The 20,800-nt window shown below is 64.9% G+C and carries 19 protein-coding genes and 1 pseudogene; 11 read left to right on the top strand and 9 right to left on the bottom strand.

What is annotated here, in order from left to right; translation table 11 throughout:
- Window positions 1–46 precede the first annotated feature (46 nt).
- The 4 genes from INQ43_RS03960 to INQ43_RS03945 all read left to right on the top strand — a co-directional run bounded on the left by INQ43_RS03960 (window position 47) and on the right by INQ43_RS03945 (window position 3,000).
- Window positions 47–1,042, top strand: coding sequence for a peptidylprolyl isomerase (locus INQ43_RS03960; RefSeq protein WP_228062613.1), 996 nt, complete (start codon window positions 47–49; stop codon window positions 1,040–1,042).
- A gap of 125 nt (window positions 1,043–1,167) precedes the next feature.
- On the top strand, window positions 1,168–1,473 hold the full coding sequence (locus INQ43_RS03955; protein ID WP_194035195.1) for a hypothetical protein: 306 nt from the start codon (window positions 1,168–1,170) through the stop codon (window positions 1,471–1,473).
- Between the two features lie 4 nt (window positions 1,474–1,477).
- The gene (locus tag INQ43_RS03950; RefSeq protein WP_194037173.1) at window positions 1,478–1,948 is read left to right on the top strand and encodes a VOC family protein; all 471 of its coding nucleotides are present in this window, start codon (window positions 1,478–1,480) and stop codon (window positions 1,946–1,948) included.
- 107 nt (window positions 1,949–2,055) lie between these two features.
- The gene (locus INQ43_RS03945) at window positions 2,056–3,000 is read left to right on the top strand and encodes a DMT family transporter (RefSeq protein WP_194037172.1); all 945 of its coding nucleotides are present in this window, start codon (window positions 2,056–2,058) and stop codon (window positions 2,998–3,000) included.
- An 8-nt stretch (window positions 3,001–3,008) separates the two neighbouring features.
- On the opposite strand, the gene dbpA is transcribed toward INQ43_RS03945, so the two are convergent.
- On the bottom strand, window positions 3,009–4,403 hold the full coding sequence (dbpA, locus tag INQ43_RS03940) for an ATP-dependent RNA helicase DbpA (RefSeq protein WP_194037171.1): 1,395 nt from the start codon (window positions 4,401–4,403) through the stop codon (window positions 3,009–3,011).
- Between the two features lie 112 nt (window positions 4,404–4,515).
- Here dbpA and INQ43_RS03935 point away from each other — a divergent pair, with 112 nt between their 5' ends.
- Window positions 4,516–4,746 (top strand): RNA-binding S4 domain-containing protein, encoded by a 231-nt coding sequence (locus INQ43_RS03935; protein WP_194035191.1) that lies wholly within the window; start codon window positions 4,516–4,518, stop codon window positions 4,744–4,746.
- Here INQ43_RS03935 and INQ43_RS03930 read toward each other — a convergent pair.
- A complete protein-coding gene (locus INQ43_RS03930) occupies window positions 4,743–5,426 on the bottom strand; it encodes a BON domain-containing protein (RefSeq protein WP_194037170.1) in 684 nt (227 codons plus the stop codon). The genes INQ43_RS03935 and INQ43_RS03930 overlap by 4 nt on opposite strands.
- 117 nt (window positions 5,427–5,543) lie before the next feature.
- Window positions 5,544–6,626 carry a hypothetical protein gene (locus INQ43_RS03925; protein ID WP_194035189.1) on the bottom strand — a complete coding sequence of 361 codons (1,083 nt, stop codon included), beginning with the start codon at window positions 6,624–6,626 and terminating at the stop codon, window positions 5,544–5,546.
- Window positions 6,627–6,734: 108 nt separating this feature from the next.
- Here INQ43_RS03925 and INQ43_RS12870 point away from each other — a divergent pair.
- From INQ43_RS12870 to upp, 3 genes and pseudogenes are all read left to right on the top strand, one after another.
- A pseudogene (locus INQ43_RS12870) lies at window positions 6,735–6,962 on the top strand (GIY-YIG nuclease family protein); the annotation flags it as partial.
- A gap of 140 nt (window positions 6,963–7,102) precedes the next feature.
- On the top strand, window positions 7,103–7,276 hold the full coding sequence (locus INQ43_RS03915) for a DUF1328 domain-containing protein (RefSeq protein ID WP_043957803.1): 174 nt from the start codon (window positions 7,103–7,105) through the stop codon (window positions 7,274–7,276).
- 147 nt (window positions 7,277–7,423) lie between these two features.
- A complete protein-coding gene (upp, locus tag INQ43_RS03910) occupies window positions 7,424–8,059 on the top strand; it encodes a uracil phosphoribosyltransferase (RefSeq protein WP_194037168.1) in 636 nt (211 codons plus the stop codon).
- Window positions 8,060–8,118: 59 nt separating this feature from the next.
- Here the strand turns inward: upp and INQ43_RS03905 are convergent, their stop codons facing one another.
- Window positions 8,119–10,008, bottom strand: a complete 1,890-nt coding sequence (locus tag INQ43_RS03905; protein WP_228062661.1) for an alpha/beta hydrolase — start codon at window positions 10,006–10,008, stop codon at window positions 8,119–8,121.
- A gap of 86 nt (window positions 10,009–10,094) precedes the next feature.
- Window positions 10,095–11,153 (bottom strand): DUF4105 domain-containing protein, encoded by a 1,059-nt coding sequence (locus INQ43_RS03900; RefSeq protein WP_194037166.1) that lies wholly within the window; start codon window positions 11,151–11,153, stop codon window positions 10,095–10,097.
- A gap of 193 nt (window positions 11,154–11,346) precedes the next feature.
- Between INQ43_RS03900 and htpG the strand changes: the two genes are divergently transcribed.
- The gene (gene htpG / locus INQ43_RS03895; RefSeq protein WP_194037165.1) at window positions 11,347–13,257 is read left to right on the top strand and encodes a molecular chaperone HtpG; all 1,911 of its coding nucleotides are present in this window, start codon (window positions 11,347–11,349) and stop codon (window positions 13,255–13,257) included.
- A gap of 76 nt (window positions 13,258–13,333) precedes the next feature.
- On the opposite strand, the gene INQ43_RS03890 is transcribed toward htpG, so the two are convergent.
- The 4 genes from INQ43_RS03890 to INQ43_RS03880 form a co-directional block, all read right to left on the bottom strand.
- A complete protein-coding gene (locus tag INQ43_RS03890; RefSeq protein ID WP_194037164.1) occupies window positions 13,334–14,332 on the bottom strand; it encodes a hypothetical protein in 999 nt (332 codons plus the stop codon).
- A 128-nt stretch (window positions 14,333–14,460) separates the two neighbouring features.
- Complete coding sequence (locus INQ43_RS03885) at window positions 14,461–15,378, bottom strand: hypothetical protein (protein ID WP_194037163.1); 918 nt, start codon at window positions 15,376–15,378, stop codon at window positions 14,461–14,463.
- A 334-nt stretch (window positions 15,379–15,712) separates the two neighbouring features.
- Complete coding sequence (locus INQ43_RS12865; protein WP_228062612.1) at window positions 15,713–15,880, bottom strand: hypothetical protein; 168 nt, start codon at window positions 15,878–15,880, stop codon at window positions 15,713–15,715.
- On the bottom strand, window positions 15,856–16,824 hold the full coding sequence (locus tag INQ43_RS03880; protein WP_228062611.1) for an HDOD domain-containing protein: 969 nt from the start codon (window positions 16,822–16,824) through the stop codon (window positions 15,856–15,858). The genes INQ43_RS12865 and INQ43_RS03880 overlap by 25 nt, the downstream gene beginning before the upstream one ends.
- A 222-nt stretch (window positions 16,825–17,046) precedes the next feature.
- Between INQ43_RS03880 and INQ43_RS03875 the strand changes: the two genes are divergently transcribed.
- Both INQ43_RS03875 and INQ43_RS03870 read left to right on the top strand, forming a co-directional pair.
- Window positions 17,047–18,672 carry a peptide chain release factor 3 gene (locus tag INQ43_RS03875; RefSeq protein WP_194035183.1) on the top strand — a complete coding sequence of 542 codons (1,626 nt, stop codon included), beginning with the start codon at window positions 17,047–17,049 and terminating at the stop codon, window positions 18,670–18,672.
- A 120-nt stretch (window positions 18,673–18,792) separates the two neighbouring features.
- A complete protein-coding gene (locus INQ43_RS03870) occupies window positions 18,793–20,796 on the top strand; it encodes an AsmA family protein (RefSeq protein WP_194037162.1) in 2,004 nt (667 codons plus the stop codon).
- The last annotated feature ends 4 nt before the right edge of the window (window positions 20,797–20,800 follow it).

Genomic DNA, 20,800 nt, shown 5'->3' with positions numbered 1-20,800 from the left:
GCCAGACTCAGGCGAGCGCCGAACGTCTGTCCCACTGGAGCCGCCCTTGCCTACCCCACGCCTGCCCTTGCCCGCTCTGCTCTCGTCCGCCCTGCTCTCGTGCACCTTGTCCTCGTGCACCCTGCTGGGCATCTGCATCACCATGCCAATGGCGCACGCGGCCAACAAGACAACACCAAGCACGTCGGAAGCCCCGCTCAAAGCCCTCTCGGTCAGCGAGATCCTCGCCGCCTCACCGGACGCGGACTGGCGCGCGCCCGATCCAGCCAACACCCTTTACATGGACCTGGCCGGCGGACGCGTGGTGATCGAACTGGCGCCCCGGTTCGCTCCCGAGCACGTCGCCAATATCCGCGCCCTTGCCCGCGGCCACTTCTGGGACGGTCTGAGCATCTACCGTGCGCAGGACAATTTTGTCGTCCAGTTCGGCGATCCCGACGCCGGAGAAGCCGGAGCACGATCACTGGGCGATGCGCGCGCCCGGCTCCCGGCCGAGTTTGAACGCCCCGCCGCAGGCCTGTCTTTCACCGCGATTCCCGACCCCGATGGCTGGGCGCCGCAGGTGGGATTCGTTGACGGCTTCCCTGCCGCGCAGGACCCGGCCAGTGGCCAGGCCTGGATGACCCATTGCTACGGCACCCTCGGTGCCGGGCGCGACATGGCGGCCGATTCCAGCAATGGTGCAGAGCTTTACGTCGTCATCGGCCAGTCGCCGCGACAGCTTGACCGCAATATCACCGTGCTTGGCCGGGTCGTGCGAGGCATGGAGCTGCTTTCGTCGACACAACGTGGTCCCGAGCCGATGGGCGTCTACGAGGATGCCGCGCAACGCACGCCAATCAAGGCGATCCGCCTGGCCTCCGAGGTGCCGATCGGGCAACGCGAGCACCTGCAATTGCTGCGGACCGACAGCGCCACCTTTGCCGCCGTGACCGAGGCGCGCCGCAACCGCCGCGATGACTGGTACAAGGCGAGCGCGGGACATATCGACCTGTGCAATATCCCGCTGCCCGTGCGTGAAGCGCCTTCGCCTCTTCGCTGAGCGGGATCGCCGCGAATGCACGCCGGCAATGGATGAATGCCTGGTGCTGGTAGCGCGCGTCCGTCACGTGCTTTTGCGCGTGCGCTGCCTAGCCTGAGTCGACCTTCCCCCCAAAGGTTCATTCCATGCCACAGATACGCATCAGGATTACCGGCAGTGACGATGCCGGCCGTGCCATCCGCGACCTGCTGACAAGCCTCCCCGGTATAGAGCGGGTGGAGGAAATCCAGGACCTCATGCCGCACATGGACGACCCCGACTCCAGCTCCGCCGGCCTGTCTGAAGACGAAGGCCCAGGCATGCGCGTGATCGAGGTCGAAGCGCCTGACGACGCTGCCGCCGAGCGTGTCCGCGAGACGGTCGAAGCCCTCGCTTTCAAGCTGGATGTCCTGGCCGAATTCGAAAGCAACGAGTCCGGCATCGGGGAGTAGTCCCATGCCCAACAGCACCATCATTCCGTGCCTGCAGTACCGCAACGCCCACGTCGCGATCGACTGGCTGTGTGAAGCGTTCGGTTTCGAGCGCCTGACGGTCCACGCCGACGAACGCATCGTCCACCATGCGCAGCTAGTGCTGGAGGGTGGCATGGTGATGCTGGGCTCGGCGCGCGACGAACTCGTTCCTGGCAAGCCGGTGGATCGCTGGCAGCGGCGGATGGTCCAGCCCGACCAGATCGGCGGCCGCGAGACCCAGACCACCTCCGTGATCGTGCAGGATCCGGACGCGCATTACGCCCGCGCCGTGGCCGCCGGTGCGGAAATCATCCGCGATATCGCCGATCAGGAATACGGCGGGCGCGGTTATGGTTGCCTCGATATCGAAGGCCATATGTGGTGGTTCGCCAGTTATGACCCGTGGCGTTCGAGCGCCGACGCCGGTGAGCGCGCCAGCCGGAACGTCCACTAGACGCATCGCCTGTCACCCGGGCACGCGGAGCGCCGGACGCAAGCAAATAATGCTCGCCTTTGGCGAACGCCATTGCGCACAATGGGCGGCTGATCCGGCCGAACGCCATGACCCCTACCAACAAAGCCTTCCTGCAGATCCACTTCTGCGTCCTGTTGTGGGGCTTCACGGCCATCCTCGGCAAGGTGATCACGCTCGCCGCGCTGCCTCTGGTGTGGTGGCGGATGCTGATGGTCACGGCAGCGCTGGCGCTGGTGCCGCGGGTGTGGCGCGGACTGCGCGCGATGCCCGCACGGCTGCTGTGGGCCTACGCCGGCATCGGCGTTTTGGTGGCACTTCACTGGCTGACCTTCTACGCCGCGATCAAGCTGTCCAACGCCTCCATCGGCGCGACCTGCATCGCGCTGGCCACCGTGTTCACTGCGCTGGTTGAACCGTGGCTGGCGCGCAGCCGGTTCTCGCGGCGCGACTTCATGCTCGGCGTGGCCGTCCTGCCGGGTGTCGCGCTGGTCGTTGGCGGCGTGCCCGACGGCATGCGCATCGGGATTGTCGTCGGCGCCGTGTCGGCGCTGCTGGTGGCGCTGTTCGGTTCGCTCAACAAGCGCCTTGTCGAACATGCTGATCCGCTGACCGTGACCGCGCTGGAACTGGGCGCGGGAACCCTGGCGCTGACCCTGCTGGCACCCGTGCTTCCTTATGTCCTGCCAGTCCTTGGCGATACCGATCTGCTCACTTTGCCCAGCGCGCGCGACATCGGCTGGCTGCTGGTGCTGGCGCTGGGCTGCACGCTGTTGCCTTTCGCGCTGTCACTGGCGGCCCTGCGCCACATGAGCGCGTTTTCGGCGCAGCTGGCGGTCAATCTGGAACCCGTGTACGCCATCGCGCTCGCCATCCTCCTGCTGGGAGAGCAGCACGAGCTGAGCCTGCAGTTCTACCTCGGGGTGGCGATCATCCTGATCGCGGTCTTCATCTATCCGCTGCTGGGCAAACCGCGTCGCGGTGGACATCCGGAGATGCTGGCCACCGCCGAGTCGAAGATCGTCGTCGATTAGCCCCGGGATCAGATGCGCTGGATGCGGAAGCGCCGGTTCTTGATCCTGCCTTCGCGCAGGCGTGCCAGCGCCGCGTCGGCCTTGCCGCGGGCGACGGCGACATAGGAGCGCCTGGCGAACACGTCGATCTTGCCGATCGCCGAGGACGGCAGGCCCGCATCTCCGGTCAGCGCGCCGACGATGTCGCCCGGGCGCAGCTTGTCGGTCTTGCCGCCGTCGATGCGCAAGGTGACCATCGCCGCCGGAGCGACACCAGTCGCCTTGCCGGCAAGCGGCGTGGCGCGCATCCATTCCAGCGGCGTGCCGGTATGCAGGGCGATCATGTCGGCGCGCGACACTTCCGCGGGGGAACAAAGGCTCAGCGCCAGCCCTTCCCGACCGGCGCGGCCGGTGCGACCGATGCGGTGCACGTAGGTATCCGCGTCCGTCGGGAGCTCGTAATTGACCACCGCGGCCAGGTCCTCGACATCCAGCCCCCGCGCGGCGACGTCACTGGCGACCAGCACGCTGCAACTGCGGTTGGCAAAGCGCAGCAGGATCTCGTCGCGGTCGCGCTGCTCCATGTCGCCGTGCAGCGCCAGCGCCGTGAAGCCGTAGTGGGCGAGCGAAGCCACGACCTCCTCGGTGTCGCGACGCATATTGCAGAACACCACGCACGATTCCGGGCGGAACTGCAGCAGCAGCGCGGCCAGCAGCGGCGTCTTGCGTCCGGGCTCGACTTCATAGAACAGCTGGCGGATGCGGGTCGGGCTTTCCGCCGATTCGACGGTAACCTGCAGCGGCGTGCGCAGCATCGTCCCGGCCAGCGTGCGGATGGCATCGGGAAACGTGGCCGAGAACATCAGTCCCTGCCGATCGACGGGAAGCTTGCCGACAATCTCGCGGATCTGGTCCTCGAAGCCCATGTCCAGCATCCGGTCCGCCTCATCCAGCACCAGCGTATGCACGCCACGAAGGTGCAGCGCCTTCTTGCGCAGCAGCTCCTGGATCCGCCCCGGCGTGCCGACCACGACCTGGGGATCGTGGGTGGCCAGCGACGCCAGCTGGGGCGCGAGCGGCATCCCGCCGCACAGCACCGACAGCTTCAGGTTGGGAATACCCAGCGCCAGCTTCCGCAGCTGCCGTCCGACCTGGTCGGCGAGCTCACGGGTCGGACAAAGCACCAGTGCCTGGGTCTGGATCCGGGTCGCATCCACCCGGCTGAGGACACCGAGTCCGAACGCCGCGGTCTTGCCGCTTCCGGTCGGGGCCCGCGCAATGACGTCGCGCCCCTCCAGGATTGCGGGCAAGGCCTGCGCCTGTACCGGAGTGAGCTTGGTATAGCCCAGCGCTTCGACACCCTGCAAAAGCTGGGCGGAGAGATCGAGGGTGGCGAAGGAGTGCTCGTGGTCGTTGCTGGTCATTGCGCCATGATCGCAGGTTGCAGCGCTGCATCCGCGATTCACGGTTCATCCCGGCTTGCGTCCTGTTCAAGCCACTGCGACCCTGACCCACCCTTCCGCAGCGACCGCCCCGATGGAATCACTGGAATTCGCACTCGATGACGGTCACGAGTATGTGGAACTGAACCAGCTGTTGAAGCTGGTCGGCCTTTGCGACAGCGGCGGCATTGGCAAGCAGATCGTGGCCAGCGGCGCGGTGGCTGTCGACGGAAAGGTCGAACTTCGCAAGACCTGCAAAATTCGACCCGGCCAGGTGGTCACCCTGGAAGGGGTCGAGGTCCTCGTGTTAGCTCCTGCGATCTAGACGTCCGTATCGGGCAGCGTGGTATCACCCGCGGAGACACCCTCCGAAGCGCGTTCCGCCGAGGGCACCTGGATCTTGTTCTCGACGCTGCGCACGCCATCGCATGCCGCCGCCAGGTCCTCGATCCGGTGTTTCATCCAGCGCTCGCGCACGGTGCCCGTCAGGGTGACAACCCCACCGGAGACATTGACCGATACGTCGCTGGGATCAACATGCCTGCAGCGGGTGAGGCTCTCACATAGATCCTCGGTGATGCGCTGATCCGAGCGCGTGTAGTTTTTCGGGCCAACGCCGCGGTAACTCGAGCGCCCATAGGTCTGATTCCCCGGCGGCAGGAAGTCGGAATCATCGCCGGCGGCCGTACCGCCGAAGGGCGGCTGGGTCCTGCCCGGTTCGGCGTAGCCCGGGCCCTGGGTGTCGTCCAGATAGCTGTCCGGTCCAGCTCCTGCCCTGCCCTGCCAACGACCGCGTCGCCCGTGGGGCCCACGGCCACCGCGACGAGCGCGGGATTCATCCGACGCGGGCGACCCTTCGCGCTCGCCCATGTCGTCGTAGGCCTCAACCACCTGGTTCCTCTGCATTTCCAGCCAGCGGCGGCCGATGCGCATGTACCCCGCACCCAGATCCGCCACGTCCTGGGCCATGGATTTAAGATCATCTCCGACGTTCTTGCCTGTCACGACAGACCTCCTTTTTCACCGGCGCCGGCGGCGCGTGTGCCGATCAGAGTGCGCGGGTTGGCATTAAGGAGGCGTGGGCAAACCGTGAGAGGGACGCGATCAGCCGCCGTTTGTTGTTCAGCCGGTCGACGTGTCGCTGCGGTTGCGCATGGAGACATTTACCGCAGAGTCGAACTCCGACAATGGGCTCTGCAAAGGGCATTGTGCATCGGGGAAGCCGAAGCGTTTGCGCAACTGCAGACCGCAGTCACCCATGCTGCCCACATCCTCCGACGGCGCCTGGCACTCGCGGTCAAACGCGCGGAAGAAGGCGTCCTTGCGCTGGACGAAGTCCGCCCCGCAGCGACGGGTCAGTTCGATGCGCTGCAGATCGTCTTCGGCCGCATTACGCCCGTCCAGACCGTAGAGATCCATCTCCTGTGCGGTGAGCAGGCGCAGGCTGCGGTTGGGTACGGTCATCATCAGGTCGGCGATCGCGAACGCCACACCGTTGCGCTGCAGGTACTCGCGGACATCGGCGTGGACGGCCTGCAGTTCTTCCTGCAGCTCCGCGCGTGAGGTGGCCTTGGAGCTGATCCGGATCATCCTGTGGATGCCAACCTTGCCGGCGATCATGCGCATGTCGCCGGCGGCCAGGACCAGCACGCAAGAGCTGTGGCAGACCGCATCCTCGCGTACCCAGATGGTCCACCGGGACGCGCCGATCATGTCGCCGGAACGGATCGCCTCCTCGATCTGGCCCCCGGTGGAGTCGATGTCGAGGATGCGTTTGTGGATGCCGAGCGTGTCGGCGACCTCCACCGTACGCTCGATCAGGGCGGTGAACTCGGCCGATATCTTGCCCTCGTAGCGCAGGCGCATCAGCCCGCCAGCGCCACAAGGCTCCAGTGCCGCGCGGATCTCGGTGTAACCCGGCGACGCCAGCGGCACGCCCTCGCCATTGACGTAGTCGTGATCGCAACTGATCCACGCCTGCCCGGCTTCCAGCGCCATGGGCTGCCAGTCGATGCTTGAGCGGTCGGTCGTGACAGTGACATAGGGATCGTTTGCCACCACCTCGGCGTCCGATACGGCCCCGCCACGCGACTCTCCCTGGGTCTGGATCACCTCGCCGCTGGTCTTCTCCCCGCCCTGCTGCGGACTGCAGGCGGAGAGCATCAGCGCAAGGAAGACGGCGGGAATGCGCCAGTGCGAAGGCATGTGTGGGACCACAGCGGATATGAGCAATCAGTCTAGGGCCGCTTGAGGGCGAACGGCTCAACCGCGCATGAACATTCGTTCTGCTGTCACCGCCGCTACACTGCGGCCATGGCCTGGTTTGTCTATCTGCTGGAGTGCCGCAACGGCAGCGTTTACACCGGTATTACCACCGACGTCCAGCGTCGCTTTGCACAGCACGCAGCGGGAAAAGGCGCGCGCTACACGCGATCGAACCCGCCCCTGCGGGTGCTCGGACATTTTGCCTGCCCTGACCGCAGCAGCGCCAGCCGCACGGAGTGTGCGATCAAACGCTTGCCGCCGGCAGCAAAGCGCGCACTGTGCAAGACGTGGCCGAGTGGATGCTCCCCTGTTCACCTGCATCGCACATCCGCATCGGTAGCGTTGGTTTCGGGAGCGGCGGTATCGGCCATGACGGTCGGATCACCGGAATCGCTCGACGACGAGGAGACCAACCAATGATCAAGTGGGCCATCATATTTGCCGTTATCGGCCTGATTGCAGGCGTGCTCGGCTTCGGCGGCATGGCCGGCGCAGCGATGGGCATTGCCAAGTTCCTGTTCATCGCCGCGATCGTGATTGCTGTTGTGTTGTTCCTGCTCGGCATGACCGTCTACAAAAAGGTCAGATAACGCACTGCCAGGCGCGGCCCGACCCGGCCCGCTTGAGGAACCACGAGACACCCGGGCCGGACCCGGGTGTTTTTTGCGCGCAAAACCGCGTGGATCCGGCGAAGTCGTTTGGGCCACACTTGCAACACTCCCGCCACTGGTCCGCACATGAAGATTGTCGAAGTCCGCCACCCCTTGGTGCAGCACAAGCTCGGGCTGATGCGCCGCGCCGACAACAGCACCAAGTCCTTCCGCGAGCTGTCATCCGAAGTGGCCACCCTGCTGACCTACGAGGCCACGGCGGACCTGGAAACCGAGGCGGTCGAGATTGAAGGCTGGGCCGGAACGTCGCTTACCGTGCGGCGGATCAAGGGCCGCAAGATCACCCTGGTGCCGATCCTGCGAGCCGGCATCGGCATGCTGCCGGGCGTGCTGGAACTGATCCCGGCCGCCAAGGTCAGCGTGGTCGGCATGGCGCGCAACGAAGAGACGCTGGGCGCCGTGGCCTACTACGAGAAGCTGGTCGGCAACATGCACGACCGGACAGCGTTGATCCTTGATCCGATGCTGGCCACCGGCGGCACCCTGATCGCCACGGTGGACATGCTCAAGGCCGCCGGGGCGACCCGCATCAAGGGACTGTTCCTGGTCGCCGCGCCCGAAGGGCTGCGGGCTGCGGAAGCGGCGCACCCGGATATGGAAATCTACACCGCGTCCATCGACGAGCGTCTCAACGAGCGCGGCTACATCCTGCCCGGGCTGGGGGATGCAGGCGACAAGATCTTCGGCACCTGCGCGGACTGAGCGGCACTGTCGATGGCGCGCCCTGGGCGCTGCCGTTGCCAACGTCGACGCCATCCAAGTCAGTGATTCTGGAGAGCCTCCTCGTGGAGAATGCGGCGGATCTCCAGGATCGCCTGCGGCGTCTCCTGCACGCTGTGCCCCGAGTGGACCACCTCCTCCGACTGCGCGCCCTGCAGATGGGCGCTGCGGTAGGGCACCACGCCGTCGCTGGATTCGACCAGGGGCAGGCTCATGTCGTCCTGCCCGACGATGGTGTGGTAGCGGACCCGTGGTGAGATCGGCAGATCCGCGGCCGCGCGGACGAATGGATCGCTATCGCGCAGGTTGTCGATGCTGTTGGGAATGCTCCGGGCGACGCTTGCATCTTCGCCCTGGCCTTCCGCCAGATCCTGTAGCGCCTCGCCAAACTGCTCCAGCAACGTAACCGGCAAGCGGACCAGTCGGCCGATCAGACGTCCCACTCGGCCACTGGCCACCGGGGTACCCCGATGCGGGGCCGCAATGAAGATCGCCCGGTCGACATTGGGCAGCGGCTGAAAATGCAGCATCGCCTGCAAACGTTGGCGCAGGCGTGCGCCGTGTTCACCCTTGAGTCGACGCTCGTCCAGCAAGGTATCGGTCAGGTGGTCGCCGCTGGCGGACACCAACAGGCGGGCAATCACGCCGCCCATGCTGTGTCCGATCAGCACCATGTGCTGCGAGGCGGGCGCATCCCCGGCCGGATCGAATTGGGCGAGCGTGTCCGTGATCAGATTGCGGATCTGCGCCTGGTTCCACGCAATCGGCATGTTGGTCGGGTAATACACCTGCCAGATCTGGTACCGCTGCCGCAGCTGCCGGTCCCCGGTCAGCTCGTTGGCGACGTTGACCCACGCCTCCGGGCTGCTGCCCAGCCCGTGCAGCATCAGCACAATCCGACGCTGCGGATCGTAGGGCTGCATCAGGTACAGGTGCGGCCGATCAATGCCGCGCTCCCGCCCCAGCATCGATCGCAGCGCCTGCTCGGCGAAACCCGAGCGCGCCAGCCAAAGCCCGTATCCAGCCGTGAAGTTGGCTGCCAGCGGGATTGGCTGGCCACCGATGTCGATCCCGGTCACCCGGAAGGGATCGTGCGGCTCGACCACGGCGTTGCGGGTGTGCAAAACCTGTGCAAGGTTGCCGCCCTCAAAGCGCACCAGTACCGACACCGGTGCGAACGGCATTTCGCTGAATCCCGGCGTCACGGGCGCGCCTCCGGACGTCTGCCTGCCGTACGATCCAGCGGATGCGGCCGCCGGCGCGACCACCTCACCCAACACCTGCGCCGGCACCTGGGCGACCATCTCGGCGCCGAAGCCGTCACGCCGATAGGTGCTGCGAAGGCCTGCAAAACGCAACGTGGACGCCGGCACCATGGCCTCCACCTGGGTGGTATGGCCCGGCAGTCGCAAACCTTCGTCGTCCATTTCAATCCGCCACTCGCCCACCGTCGCGGCCACCTGCGGTCCGAATGTGACCCCGGCATCCGCCTTCCAGCCCGCGAAAAGCTGGGTGACGATCTGCTGCACGGCGTAGTTGTAGTAATCGCGGACCTGCGTCTGGCGGTCCTCAAACACCCTCTCATCCGGGCTGCGCTCGGTAAAGAACAGATAGGCATAGGCGTTGCGCGCCGCCTCCAGCCACGCAGCCAACGCGGCTTCGTCAATGGCCTGCGGATTCTTGGGGGTGAGCCCGATCGCGCGCTGCGTCCAGATCTCCGCCAGCGCCGAGATTCGGCGCTCATCCTCCAGGCCCTTTAGCTGCTCGAGGCGTTGCGTGCACTCCGGCACATCCCTGGCGCATTCATCCGGCTCGATGCCTGCCACCCGCAGGGTCTCCTTGCTGACATCGCCCAGCTTGCCGGAACTGAGGACGTCGCCGCGCTTCATGGCGATGTAGTCGCGCGGTCCAAGGGAGGTGACCTTGACCATCGCGCACCCGGCGATGGACAGCAGCAGCGCGGAGGCGAAAATCACCCGTGCCAGGGTGCCCTTCCAACCGGGTTCAGTCGAAATTCTCATCGGGTGCGCTCCATTTCGCCTGTTCTTCGCATTCCCGGTATGCCCTCACGGATCCGGACTGAGAAGTCGACGGCGTCGTCAGCGGCGCGAGCGCGTTCGGTGATGCGTCCGCGCATCCTTAACGCCTGCATGGTCTGGCCTGGGACCAGTGCGTGCTGGTCATAGGCGTAACGGGCGAAATAGCCCGACAGCAGCAAGCGGTAGTCCAGCGGCAGCCCCGGGGCGATCTGCCGTGCGAGAACGAACAGGATCGTGGTGCAGTTGCTGGTCATCGTGTTGTAGAACGCCGGCCTGTGCTGCAATGCAGCCGCCTGTTGCAGGTAGCCGCGAAACACCTGCCGCAACTGCGCCGGCGGGATATCAAGCCGGTACAGATAGACGTCCTCGCGGCGGACATTGCTGCGAACACGCACGATATCGCGCTCGTCGGCCGCCACGATCACCTGCTCGAACTTGCGGAACAACCCGCCCAGCGCCGAGAACGACTCGTCGCGCTCCTTGCGGATCTCCAGCGAGAACACCACCCGGCTGTCATCCTCGAAGCCGAAGGACACCAATGTGTGCGCGATCGCCGGTCCCATCCAGTAGGACATCACCAGGTCGGCCGACACGAGCTTCGCAAGGTCGTACTCACGCGTTTCCCAGCGCGGTGTGTAGTCCGTCGGGGTGCGCCAGTCGAAGTTGCGCACGTTGTGCAGGGTTACCCGGTCTCCCGCCACCTCCGACGCCAGCAAACGGGATACGTCATCCGCCCACTCGCGATCGTGTTGCGGAGTCAGCGAGAGCCAGCTTCCGAGGACCAGGGCGAAACCGGCGGCGAAGAGGGCCAGCAACGTTCGGCCGGCGCGGGAACCCCACGTGTCTGGACGAGACACTACGGAAAGTGTGGCCAAGCCGAGCGCGACCCAGCCGGCAACCAGCACGCCGCGTACCGCCGGACCAAGATGCAACGGATACCACAGCGCAAGAGCTCCCCACGCTGTCGCGGCGATCAACAGCAGACAGACTGCTATCCGCCAGCGACGCGAATGGGACGGACCGGCGGAGAGCGTCATGGTGTGCTCCGATGACCGCGATGGGCTCAATGGTGGATACGATACGCACTGGCCCAATCGGCGCCATCCCCTGTCACGTCGGTGCACGCACGGCTGCGCGCACGCGCGGAAACCAGCCCGAGGGCTTGATTTAGTGCATGCGCCGCCCCAGCTGAAGGGCAGTCAACCGTTTTGCGCCAAGGGACAGCCACGCATGAGCACTACGACAGAAACCCGCAAATTCGAAGCCGAGGTTGCCCAGGTCCTGCACCTGGTGACGCACTCGCTCTACTCGCACAAGGAGATCTTCCTGCGCGAGCTGATCTCCAACGCTTCCGACGCCTGCGACAAGTTGCGCTTCGAGGCGATCGCCAACCCCGCGCTGAATGCCGGCGAGGGCGACCTGCACATCGACATCACTTGGGACAAGGACGCGCGCACCATCACCATCGCCGACAACGGCATCGGCATGAGCCGCGACGAGGCGGTTGCCAATATCGGCACCATCGCCAGCTCGGGCACGCGCCGGTTCCTGGAAGCCATGGGCAACGAGCAGAAGGCCGATGCGCGCCTGATCGGCCAGTTCGGCGTGGGCTTCTATTCCGCCTACGTGGTCGCCGACAAGGTGACCGTCCTCAGCCGCCGCGCCGACGCGCCGGCCAGCGAGGGCGTGAAGTGGGAAAGCGACGGCAAGGGCGAGTACACGCTGGAGACCGTCGAGCTGCCCGAGCGCGGCACCGCCGTCACCCTGCACCTGAAGTCCGATGAGGACGAATTCCTCGCCGACTGGAAGCTGCGCTCGCTGATCAGCCGCTATTCGGACCACGTTGCCTTCCCGATCCGGATGCAGAAGCCGGCCGATGCCTCCGACGACGGCGACTCAGAGGACACCAAAAAAGCTGACAGCGCCGCGCCGGAGTGGGAAACCATCAACGCCGCCTCGGCGCTGTGGACCAAGTCCAAGAGCGAGATCAGCGACGAGGACTACCAGAGCTTCTACAAGTCCCTGGGCCACGATTTCAACGATGCGCTGGCCTGGACCCACAACCGCGTGGAGGGCAGCCAGAGCTTCACCACCCTTCTCTACCTGCCCTCGCAGCCGCCGTTCGACCTGATGATGGGCGGACGCGACGAGCGCAAGGGCCTGAAGCTGTACATCAAGCGCGTGTTCGTCATGGACGCCGCCGAGGAGCTGCTGCCCAACTACCTGCGCTTCGTGCGCGGCGTGATCGACGCCGACGACCTGCCGCTCAACGTCAGCCGCGAGCTGCTGCAGCAGAACCGCCAGCTGGACCGGATCAAGTCGGCCTGCGTGAAGCGCGTGCTCGACCTGATCGAGACGCTGGCCCGCGACGAGCCGGAGAAGTTCGCCACTTTCTACAAGGCCTTTGGCAACACGCTCAAGGAAGGCATCGGCGAGGACCACGCCAACCGCGAGCGCATCGCCAAGCTCCTGCGTTTTGCGTCCACCAAGGGCGAGGCCGGCAAGCAGGTCGTGTCGCTGGACGATTACATCGGCCGCATGGCGACCGGCCAGGACACCATCTGGTACATCACCGCGGAAAGCCATGCCGCCGCGTTCGGCAGCCCACAGCTGGAAGCGTTCAAGGCCAAGGACATCGAGGTGCTGCTGATGTCCGACCGTATCGACGAGTGGATGCTCGGCTCGCTGACGGAGTACGACGGCAGGAAGCTGCAGAACGTCGCCAAGGGCGAGCTTCCGCTGGACGAGGCGGACAAGGCCAAACAGGAAGAGGCGGCCAAGTCAGCTGAACCGCTGGTCGCCCGGCTGAAGACCCTGCTCGGTGACCGGGTCAGCGATGTCCGGGTATCGGCGCGACTGACCGACTCGCCGTCCTGCCTGGCGCTGGCCGATTTCGACATGGCCCCGCACTTCGCCCGCCTGCTGCGCGAAGCCGGCCAGCAGATGCCCGAGAGCAAGCCGACCCTGGAGATCAACCCGCAGCACGCGCTGCTCAAGCGCGTCGAGGCCGAAAGCGATGATGCCAAGGCCGCCGATCTTGCAACCCTGTTGCTGGAGCAGGCCGAGATCTCTGCCGGCGCGCCGTTGCCCGATCCGGCCGCGTTCGTGCAGCGAATGAATCGCGTGTTGCTGTCCACCTGAAGAACCAATGCCTGAAATGCAAAGAAAATGCCCGCAGATTTGCGGGCATTTTTTTGTCCGAGGCAGGCCTATCAGTTCAGAAGGACCGGTTCCAAATGAATTCGCCATTCTCGTACGTCATGGCGCCGAACACGTTCACGCAGGCAATTTCGGGCGCAGCACCGGATATCTGGCGACGGGGCCATGTTTTCGCGGGCTTCATACCGGAAAACTGGTAGCTCGTCATTCCAACCGATCGACTGGAATTGTCGATCATCGCCACGCCAGCTTCCCCGACGTACAAGTGACCGCCACCCGGCGCCGACATCCGCCAGGCCCCGGTCTCGGGATTCACCACACCCCATCCCCGCTGTCCCTTCACCGCATGGATGGCGCTACCGTTGGGCTCCATTACCTGGTCTATCCAACCGACGGCGCTGTTGGCTGGCACTTTGGACACCTGGTTGTTTTTCACGACGTATGCGTTCCCTGACACGGCCAGCACTCCGCTGTCGAGGGACTGCAGCACCATGTCCTCGACCTGACCGGGCACAACGAAACCCAGTGGGTAGCGTGTCCCGTCCACCACGTTGCGGACTACCGGCAGCTCACCGCCCGTCTTGTTTAAACCCAGGTAGTAGTAAGCCCTCCCGTCACCTGTCAGCCGAAACAGGAAGCGCCTGAAACCGTCGCCCGGAAAATCCTTGACAACGCTGTCCCCGACAACCGCCCCGTCTGTTCGGTCGAAAACACGGATGCGAATGCCCGGGGCATCTCCCTCCGTGGCGACGAGTACAAGCCCAGGCTGAAAATCAACCGCGCTCAACACTCCCGCTACTTCAACGGGCTTGTGACTGGGTGAAACGAGGTAGGCCCGGCCGCCATCGCTCATCGAGACCGCCACGACGGCCCCGTCGCCGTCCGGGGCCATCCAGTACTGGTCAAAATCGCTCTGCATTGGTGGGAGTTTCACCTGCCAAGCGATCCCCTTGGGTGTGGACTGAAACACGGTTGTAGCGCTCTTCGCGCGGACAACCGCGATCGTTTTGAACGGATGATCGCAACTCATCGCCACGCCGCTGGCGGAGCGTGGCAATCCAGCGTGCCCCACGACACCGGCAGTGGCTTGGCATAGAAGCACTCCAGCTACGGATACAGCTACGCAAAATCTACTTCTATGATTTCCGGTCATGGTACGTTCCTTGATACTCATCAACTCGGCTTTTACGGAACCGCTATGGGTAAGGCCTTCTGCCAGCTAAATTTGGCATCTCTGCTGATCATCATTCCGAACGCGTTTGTACAGGCGATCTCCCCCTGAACAGCGGAACTACTCCCGATCCGGCGTACCAACCTTGGATCGACGCCTGAAAAATCGTAAACACTCAATGTGGGTGTTTCACCGACCAGACTTAGGTGAGTCAAATAGCTGGAGTCAACCATCAGGTTCTGCGCCAGGCCTGGAACCACGAGCTTCCAGTCTGCAGTCCTCGGGTCAATTACTCCCCATCCGGCGCGCCCCCGCACCGCATATATCCCGCTTCCACCGGGCTCGATAATTTCATTGATCCAACCGATAGCCGGCTCGAGCCGAACCATCTCCGGGGCCCCTTCCCCCCACAGATATGCCTTTCCGCCGGCGGCGAGGATGCCACGTTTTTTCGAGAACATGGATACGTCATCAACATCACCGATGCCGGCTGGAGACGTTGCGACAACCTCTCCCGTAACCACATCCCTGATCATAACTACACGAGCTCCCGCGTCCGAGAATTTTATGTAGTAATAACTCCGACCGTCTTCCGTCAGGCGCATCGAAAAATAGCCGATATCGGTCCCGATTGAATCATGGAGCATGGAGTCTGCGACAATATCCCCGCTGCGACTGTCCAATATACGGACGCGTACCCGGTCTCCGTCCAAGGCCGTCGCGACCAGCACTTGATCCTTTTGGAAATCAACGTCCAGAACCACACCCACCAGCTCTACCGGGCGGTTCGTCCACGTTACCAGGTGGATAAGCCCCGGGGATCGCACGGACGTGGCCACCACCGCCGCCGACCCATCCGCCGCCGCCCAGTACTGATCGAATGCACTCTCCATCGCCGGCAGGAGGGCTTTTCCGCGGATGCCGCTGGGCATGGTTTGGAGAGCCGTTGTACTGTCTTTGCCACGAACTATCGATACCAATCGAGTCGGAGCATTGCATGTGACAAAGGTTCCATTGTATGTCGGCGGAACTCGGGCTCGGGCCACAACAGCGGAGTGGGCATAACCCAGGACGAATGGGCAAAGAAAAACGAGAGCAAGCCGCCGCATCGCATAACCATTTGCGGACATAAGAAGTTCCTTTTCTTTCGGCGAACAAGAACCTACGGCGTCCGTGCACGCTGTTTACCCTTCCGATGGGAATTTTCCAGTTACCACGATGCTTCAGAGCTGTCAACACCTGCTGCCTCGGCCACACTACCCCGCCTCAAGCCGCCTTCAGCCCCTGATCCATCTGCTCGGCCATCGCGCGCCATTGTGGGAGCTTGTCCAGCATCCCTACCGAATGCAGGTAGCTCTCATCAACCGGAATGCCCTTGACCAGCGCCGACGCGACATGGACCGCGCCGGTCACCCAGAAGCCGGTGGAGCGCATGCGTCGCGGACGGAACTGGTGGGCGACCGCCTCGACGATCGGTGTCGGCAGGCCCCAAAGGCCCAACAGGTAGGCGCCCGCCTCGGCATACCCCGGACTGCCCGGCGCGATTCCGGGGACGTCTCATCGGTGTCTGTGGCCAGGTGGTCGACGATCCCGGGAAGCAGAAGCCCGACTTCCGCGAGCAGTCCGGCAGTAACGGCCAGGTCCGCACTGGGTCCGGCGAGCAGCTTGCCCGCCAGACGGGAGATCGCCAGGGCGCGCGTCTGCATGCTTTCCCGATCGATCCCGCTCTCTCCCGCGGATTGCCCGAAGGTTTCGCTGGCCAGCACCAGTTGCCGCAGCGTGCCCAGCCCCAGGCGGGTGACGGCCGAGCGGATGTCGGTGATTTCCCGGCCGGCCGAGAACATCGCCGAGTTGCAAAGCCGCAGCACTTTCGCGGCAAGTGCCGGGTCCTGGGAGAGCACGTAGGCGATCTCGGCCATGCTGACGTCGGGGTTGCGCATCAGGCGCACCAGTTCGATGTACATGCGCGGCGCGGGCGGAAGCGAGTCGATCCGACCGATCGTCAGCTTGAGCTCTTCGTTGTCGAGCAGCGAGCGCAGGTCGGTCACGCTCTCCACCGCGTCGACAAGCTCGCCAGCGTCAAGCGGTCTGGTCAGTACGCGATGGGCCGAGTCGAGCGCGCTCAGCGCGTCCGCGCATTGGCCGGACGCCAGCAGCAGTAGCCGCACGGTGTCCGGGCAGTCCGTGCGCAAACGTGTCAACAAGGCGGGGCTGTGCGGGTGCACCTCGGCGACGAACACGTCGGGAGACAGTGACTGGATGCGATCCGCGTCACTGACGGGGACACATTCAATCCTCCAGTCCAATCCAAATTCACGCAGGGAGGTTTCGAGTTCCTTCGCCTGGGCGACATCCCCGCCGGAAATCACAATCAACACTGATCCTTCTCCACAATAGGTCGCGCGGTCACTCCGCCCATGCCAGATAACGGCTGCAAGCCGGGCGGCTTTAGAGCGCCATCCGGACCCCGGTCACAATGCTGATATCCGGTTGGAGGGGTTGCGTCTGGCCATCGCCCGCGGTTCGCGCATAGGCAGCGCGCTGAGCACCTATAATTGGCGGCTTTCCGCTCTGTCGGCGCGCCCGTGCGCGCCAAGCCCATGTCCGACGCATCCAGATCCGACGTCTCCAGCAAATCCGACGTCTCCAAACAGGCGCTGCGCCGCCGCACGTTCGCGATCATCTCGCACCCCGATGCCGGCAAGACCACGCTGACCGAAAAGCTGTTGCTGTTTGGCGGCGCGATCCAGATGGCCGGGTCGGTGAAAGGCCGCAAGGCCGCCCGCCACGCCACCTCGGACTGGATGAAGCTGGAGCAGGAGCGCGGCATCTCGGTGACCAGCTCGGTGATGCAGTTCCCCTACGACGGGCGCATCGTCAATTTGCTCGACACCCCGGGCCACGCGGACTTCGGCGAGGACACCTACCGCGTGCTGACCGCCGTGGACTCCGCGCTGATGGTGATCGACGTCGCGAAGGGCGTGGAGGAGCGCACGATCAAGCTGATGGAGGTCTGCCGGCTGCGCAACACGCCGATCATGACCTTCATCAACAAGCTCGACCGTGAGGGCAAGGAGCCCATCGAGCTGCTCGATGAGGTCGAGAGCGTGCTCGACATCCAGTGCGCGCCGGTGACGTGGCCGATCGGCATGGGCAAGCGCCTGAAGGGCGTCGTCCACCTGCTGACCGGCGAGGTGCACCTGTACGAGCCGGGGCGTAATTTCACCCGCCAGGATTCGACGATCTTCAAATCGATCGATGATCCCGCGTTCGAGCAGCGCATCGGCGCCGCCGTGCTGGCCGAACTGCGCGACGAGCTGGAGCTGGTCCAGGGCGCCAGCCACCCGTTCGACATCGAGAAGTACCTGTCCGGCGAACAGACGCCGGTGTTCTTCGGCTCGGCGGTCAACAACTTCGGCGTGCAGCTGCTGCTGGACTTCTTCGTCAACAACGCGCCCGCGCCGCAGCCCCGGGAAACCACGACCCGCGATGTCGATCCGACCGAGGAGAAGCTCACCGGGTTCGTGTTCAAGATCCAGGCCAACATGGACCCGCAACACCGCGACCGGGTGGCGTTCATGCGCGTGTGTTCGGGCAAGTTCACCGCCGGCATGAAGGCCTTCCACGTGCGCACCGGCAAGGAGCTCAAGCTGGCCAATGCGTTGACCTTCATGGCCAGCGACCGCGAAATCGCCGAGACCGCCTATTCGGGCGACGTGCTGGGCATCCACAACCACGGCACCGTGTCGATCGGCGACAGCTTCAGCGAAGGCGAATCGATCACCTTCACCGGCATCCCCAACTTCGCTCCCGAGCTGTTCCGGCGCGCGCGCCTGCGCGACCCGCTCAAACTCAAGCAGCTGCAGAAAGGCCTGGCCCAGCTCAGCGAAGAAGGCGCGACCCAGTTCTTCCGTCCGCTGATGAGCAACGACCTGATCCTGGGCGCGGTCGGCGTGCTGCAGTTCGAGGTCGTCGCCTACCGGCTGAAAGCCGAGTACGGCGTGGATGCGATTTTCGAGCCGGTCAGCATCTCCACCACGCGCTGGATCCGCTGCGCCAGCGAACGCAAGCTGGAGGAGTTCCGCGACAAGAACGCCAGCCACCTCGCGCTCGACGCCGCCGACCAGCTGGTCTATCTGGCGCCCACGCGGGTCAACCTGCAGCTGGCGCAGGAGCGCGCCCCGGACGTGGAGTTCCTGGCCACCCGCGAGCAGGCCCACACCTGATCGCATCGGCGCTCGGGCCCCGACCGCGCACCGGGGCCTGAACCGCGCCGACGCCATTTCACCGGCGTTTTACCGTGGGGTGCGGATGGTTGGGCCATCCCACGCCACCCGACCCCGTCGATGCCCGATTCCCCGCGTTCCACCCCGCCCCATTCCGAGCCGGGCCCAAGAGGCGCACCCGGCTCGGACGAATGGTGGCAGCTGCCCCGACGTCACCCGTGGTGGACCGCACTTGCGGTGGTCGTGCTTGGCCTGATCGTGCTGGTCGCGCTGTGGGACTGGAACTGGTTCAAGGGGCCGGTCGAGCGCCAGGTGGAGAACCGCACCGGACGCGAGTTCCGGATCAAGGGCGATCTCGACGTCGACCTGGGCTGGACGCCGACAATCCGCGCCGATGACGTGCACTTCGCGAACGCCAAGTGGGCGCGCGATCCCGAGATGGCCAGCGCCGAGCAGCTGGAGCTGTCAATCGACCTGCTGCGCCTCCTGCGCGGCAAGGTGCGCATACCCCACCTGCGCCTGGCGCAACCGCACGTCTCGCTGGAAGCCAACCCGGAAGGCGGCGGCAACTGGCAGCTGCGCAACAGCGGCGGCGGCGACAGTAATCTCGAGTTTCGGCGGGTATGGATTTCCCGTGGCGAGCTGGTGTTCCTCGACGAGGCGGACAAGACCGACATCAAGGTGGGCGTGACCAGCGCGGCGGCCAAGGAGGCCGGCAACGCACCACCGATCCAGGTGAAGGGCGGCGGCCAGTGGCGGGGCAACGAATTCACCGTGGAAGGCACCGCGGAGTCGCCGCTGGAACTGCGCGATGTCGAGTCGCCCTACCAGATCGACGCGCGCGCCCAGGCCGGCGCGACCAAGGCCCACGCACGCGGGACGCTGCTGGACCCTCTTCGCATGCGCGATTTCGATCTCCAGCTCAACCTGTCAGGCAAGAATCTGGACGACCTCTATCCGCTGATCGGAGTCGCCTTGCCGCCCACCCCGCCCTACACCCTGGAGGGCCGGCTGACCCGCGACATCCAGGGATCCAGCACCACCTGGCACTACGACAAGTTCAGCGGAACCGTGGGCGACAGCGACCTTGCCGGCAGCGCAGCCTTCACCACTGGCGGTGATCGTCCGCTGCTGAAGGCCGATCTGCATTCCAAGCGGCTCGACTTCGACGACCTGGCCGGGTTGGTCGGCGGCGCGCCGCAAACCGGTGCCGGAGAGACCAGCAACCCGGAACTGACCGCCAAAGCCGCGGAGATGAAAGCCCGCCAGCGCGTGCTTCCCGACACCCCCTACAAGCTGGAAAAGATGCGCGCGATGGATGCCGACGTCAGCCTGAAGGCCGACCGCATCAACGCACCTTCCCTGCCGCTGGAGCACATGAACACGCACCTGTCGCTGAATGCGGGTCTGCTGGTGCTTGACCCGCTCGACTTCGGCGTCGCGGGCGGCAAGATCCAGTCCACGGTGCGGATGGACGCGCGCGAATCCGATATCCGCACCCACGCGAAAATGCAGGTGCGCGGGCTGGACCTGTCCCGGATGCTGCCCAAGGTGGAGTCGCTGCAGAACGCCATTGGCAAGATCTCCGGCCATGTCGACCTCACCGGCCATGGCAACTCGATCGCCGCGATGCTGGGCAGCAGCGACGGTCAGGTCGAGATCGGCATGGGCAGCGGCAAGATCAGCAACATGCTCATGGAAATGGCCGGCATCGACATCGCCGAGATCATCAAGTTCAAGCTGACCGGTGATCGACTGATTCCGATCCGCTGCGCCTTCGGTGAGTTCAAGGTGGCCGATGGCACCATGACCGCCGGCGCGTTCGCCTTCGACACCACCGACACCATGCTCCTGGGGGAAGGCACCATAGATCTGAAGAACGAACAGCTGGACTTGATTATCCGCCCGCGTCCCAAGGACCGCAGCATCCTCGCCTTCCGCGCGCCGCTGCTGGTGGACGGCAGCTTCAAGCATCCGGGCATCAGACCGGACCTCAAGCGCGTGGGACTGCGCGGGGCCATCGCACTGGCGCTTGGGAGCATCGCGCCGCCCGCCGCCCTGTTGGCCACCCTGGAGCTTGGGCCGGGTGAAGACGCGGGTTGCGGCGGCCAGTACGCCAAGTGAGCGC

The sequence above is a fragment of the Lysobacter sp. H23M47 genome (genome assembly GCF_015209765.1).
Classification (GTDB): domain Bacteria; phylum Pseudomonadota; class Gammaproteobacteria; order Xanthomonadales; family Xanthomonadaceae; genus Novilysobacter; species Novilysobacter avium.
The sequence above is the reverse complement of the archived record's forward strand: the minus strand, read 5'-3'. Positions and strand labels throughout refer to the sequence as shown.